At 68.0% G+C, this 3791-nt stretch carries 3 protein-coding genes and 1 pseudogene; 2 read left to right on the top strand and 2 right to left on the bottom strand.

Annotated elements, in window-relative coordinates:
* Positions 1-230: FGGY family carbohydrate kinase (locus ASC95_RS14235; RefSeq protein WP_255355265.1), on the bottom strand; the 230-nt coding region annotated here is incomplete at its 3' end.
* The gene (locus ASC95_RS14230) at positions 230-1462 is read right to left on the bottom strand and encodes an ROK family transcriptional regulator (RefSeq protein ID WP_057298394.1); all 1233 of its coding nucleotides are present in this window, start codon (positions 1460-1462) and stop codon (positions 230-232) included. The genes ASC95_RS14235 and ASC95_RS14230, both read right to left, overlap by 1 nt.
* A 171-nt stretch (positions 1463-1633) precedes the next feature.
* Between ASC95_RS14230 and ASC95_RS14225 the strand changes: the two genes are divergently transcribed.
* Together ASC95_RS14225 and ASC95_RS14220 are read left to right on the top strand one after the other, a co-directional pair.
* A complete protein-coding gene (locus ASC95_RS14225) occupies positions 1634-3157 on the top strand; it encodes a tryptophan halogenase family protein (RefSeq protein ID WP_057298393.1) in 1524 nt (507 codons plus the stop codon).
* 300 nt (positions 3158-3457) lie between these two features.
* A pseudogene (locus ASC95_RS14220) lies at positions 3458-3791 on the top strand (hypothetical protein); the annotation flags it as partial.

Raw genomic sequence — 3791 nt, 5'->3', positions numbered from 1 at the left:
CCGGACAGGCCGATGCCGCGCACGGCGGCGAACTCGGTCGGGTGGGTGGTGCGCAATTGGGCCACGGCGGTGCCGGTCGCACGCCACCAGTCGGATGGATTCTGCTCGGACCACAGCGGCTCGGGTGCCGACAGCGTCAACGCGCTGCCCGCCGTGCCGACGATGTGGCCCTCGCCGTCAAGCAGCAGCAGCTTGACTTCGGAGGTGCCGAGATCGATGCCGAGGAACATCAAGCGGACTCCTCGCTGATGTTCTCGCCCACAGCCGTCACCGCGCCAGGCAGGGTAGGTCGGGTCAGGCGGTAGCGGGCCAGCGCGGCCGCGCCGACGGCGACGGCATTGGCGCCGAACAACGAGGTGCGCACGCTCGGCGGTGGAAGGCTGGCCGCAGCGGCATATTCGAGCAACGTGTCCAGCGCCGGCTTCAGGAAGGGCTCGCCCAGCTCAACCACCGAACCGCCCAGCACGATGCAGGCGGGGTCGTACGCGGTGGCCAGGTTCTGCAGCAGCACGCCGAGATAGCGGCCGGCGGAACTCACGGCCTTCAGCGTTTGCGCGTCCTCATCGACGAGATGGGCGCGTACTTCGGCCAGCGAGCGCAGTGTCGTGCCATCCTCACTGCCGCCGAGCATGGCGCGCGTCGCGATCAATGCTTCGGCGCAGCCGCGCCGGCCGCAGGAGCAGCGTGGCCCGTTGAGCTGCAGCACCATGTGGCCCACCTCACCGGCGAAACCGCGGCTGCCGGTCAGCAGGCGGTCGCCGACGATGACGCCGGCACCCAGGCCCTGGTTGATGGACACATACAGCAGCGGGTCGGACACCGGCGCGGAGTTGAATTCCATCTCGCCCAGCGCCGCCACATCGGCTTCGTTCTGTATGAAGAGGGGTGCGCCGGCGAGCGAAGTGTCTTGCAGCTTTTCGGCGAGCAGGGCGCCGAAGGGAATATCGCGCCAGCCCAGATTGGGCGCGAAGTGCAGCACGCCGCGCGCCTCGTTGACGCCACCGGGCAGACCCACGCCGATGCCCAGGACCTGCTGGCCGGCATCCAGCTGCTTGCGCAGCTTGAGCAGCGCCGTGGCGAGACTGGCGATGCAGGCCTTGGCTGTGCGGTTGGCGCTGTAGTGGGCGACGGTCCAGCCCAGCACCTCGCCGGTCAGCGACGTGGCGACGACGCGCACGGAGTCGATGCCCACCTCGGCGCCAAGCAGCAGCAGTCGGGTGGGATCGATGAAGAGGGGGGTGGGGCGGCGGCCCAGGTCGCCGGTCGCGACGACCTCGCGTTCGGCCAGCCAGCCTTCAAGAATCAGTTCGCGCACCAGCAGGCTGACAGTGGACTTCGTCAAGCCGACGGCAACGGCCAGGTCGGCACGCGACAAACCTGGATTGGCGCAGAGATGCCGCACCAGCGCCATGCGATTGATGACCTTGAGCAGCTGTTGGCTGCTTGCGGCTTCGGCCTGCATTTGTCTCCTAGTCCTGCCCATGCTTTTGACGGGCTTGGCGCTATATTAGTTCGGCCGTCGTACGAAGTAAATACGGTAAAAGCCCCTAGCGCGACACAGCCCGACTCGCCGAAGATCGCGCCGCCCGCCGGTCCTGTGGTGAGGCGCATAAAAACTGGCCCAGAGACAGCCATGTCCGATCCCTCCATCCGCAAGATCGTCATCGTTGGCGGCGGCACCGCCGGCTGGATGGCGGCTGCGCCGCTGGCTCAGCGCTTTGCGCAGGCCGGCCAGGGCGCCTGCGAGATCGTGCTGATCGAGTCGCCCGACATCGGCACCATCGGCGTCGGCGAGGCCACGCTGCCGCCCATCCGCGCCTACAACCAAACGTTGGGCCTGGACGGCGCCGAGTTCGTCAAGCGCACCCAGGGCAGCTTCAAGCTCGGCATCGAGTTCCGCGACTGGGGCCACGTCGGCAACCGCTTCTTCCATGGCTTCGGGGACTTCGGCCCGGCCATCGACACCCGCGCGCCCTGGCAGCACTGGCTGAGTCTGCAGCGACAGGTGGACGGGCTGCCCAGCTACGAGGACTGGTCAACGCCCACCGTCATGGCCAGGCGCAACCGCTTCACGCCCCCCGAGGGGGGGGCGCCGTCGGCGGCCAATGCCTATTCCTTTGCCTACCACTTCGACGCCGGCCTGTACGCCGCCTGTCTGCGCGAGTACGCGATGGCGCGGGGTGCCCAGCGCATTGAAGGGCTGATCGTCAATGTCGAGTTGCGCCCCGACGACGGCTTCGTCGCCGCGGTCAAGCTCGAGGATGGCCGCCGCATCGACGGCGACCTCTTCATCGATTGCTCGGGCTTTCGCGCCTTGCTGATCGGCGGCGCGATGCAGTCACCCTTCGAGGACTGGAGCGCGCTGCTGCCTTGCAACAGCGCCCAGGCCGTGCCGAGCGAACGTGTCGAGCCGCTCACACCCTACACGATGTCCACGGCCAAGGCGGCGGGCTGGCAATGGCGCATTCCGCTGCAGCACCGCACAGGCAATGGCCACGTCTATTGCAGCCACTTTATCAGCGATGACGAAGCGGCCAGCACGCTGCTGGCCGGGCTGGACAGCAAGGCGCTGGACGCGCCGCGCCAGCTGCGCTTCACGACCGGACGACGCAAGCAGGGCTGGGTCAAAAACGTCGTCGCCATCGGCCTGGCCTCGGGTTTCCTGGAGCCGCTGGAATCCACCAGCATCCAGCTCATCATGGACGGCGTCGGCCGGCTGATCCAGTTCTTCCCAGACCAGCAGTTCAAGCCCCACCTGGCGGCCGAGTTCAACCGCCGCATGGCCCTGCAGTACGAGTCCATCCGCGACTTCATCGTGCTGCACTACAAGCTGACCGACCGGCGCGACGCCGAGCTGTGGCGCTACTGCGCGGCCATGCCGATCCCGGACACGCTGGCCCATCAGATCGAGCTCTTTCGCAGCGCGGGTCGTGTTGCCATCCTCGACCCCGACGGCTTTGCCGAGCCGTCGTGGGTGTCACTCTTTTTCGGCCTGGGCCTGCGGCCCGAGAGCTACGACCCCTTCGTCGATCACATCGACGCGCAGGCCTTGCTGCAGCACTTTGTGCGCCTGCGCCAGGCCATCACCCAGACCGTGAGCGGCATGCCCGAGCACGGCGACTACGTCGCGCGCCACGTCAAGGCGCCTTCAGCCTAGGAGACCCGACAGACCAGCCAAGCAAGAGGGGCCGGCACACCCGCCGGCCGACCGGAGACAACAAGGAAGATTGATTCATCATGAAGTTCACTGACGGACAGTGGATGCATCAGCCGGGCGTGGCCGCGCATTACGCGGCCGAGGCCTACGCGATCGAAGTCCATGAAGACCGCCTGGTCGTGCTCGCCACGACCCGACCCATCAAGCACCGCGGCGACACGCTGCAGGGCCCCACGCTCACCGTGACGCTGAGCTCGCCGCTGCCCGGCGTCATCCGCGTCAGCGTCGAGCACTACACCNATCAAGCACCGCGGCGACACGCTGCAGGGCCCCACGCTCACCGTGACGCTGAGCTCGCCGCTGCCCGGCGTCATCCGCGTCAGCGTCGAGCACTACACCGCGTCCAGCGCGCCGCGCCTGCACATCCCCATGCCCGGCGCCGGCAAGCATCCAGTGCGGATCGACAACGGCGACACCMAGGCCACGCTGACCAGCGGCGCCCTGTCGGTCGACGTCAAGAAGGGCGACGGCTGGGGCCTGACCTTCCGCGACGGCGACCGCATCCTGACCAAGAGCGACTGGCGCGGCCTGGGCTACATCCAGTGGGCCGGCAAGGACGGCCTGGTGCGCAGCC

It is taken from the genome of Pelomonas sp. Root1217 (assembly GCF_001425705.1).
In the GTDB taxonomy this organism is placed as follows: Bacteria; Pseudomonadota; Gammaproteobacteria; order Burkholderiales; family Burkholderiaceae_C; genus Pelomonas.
Note: the sequence above shows the minus strand (reverse complement) of the source record. Positions and strands in the feature narration are given on the sequence as shown.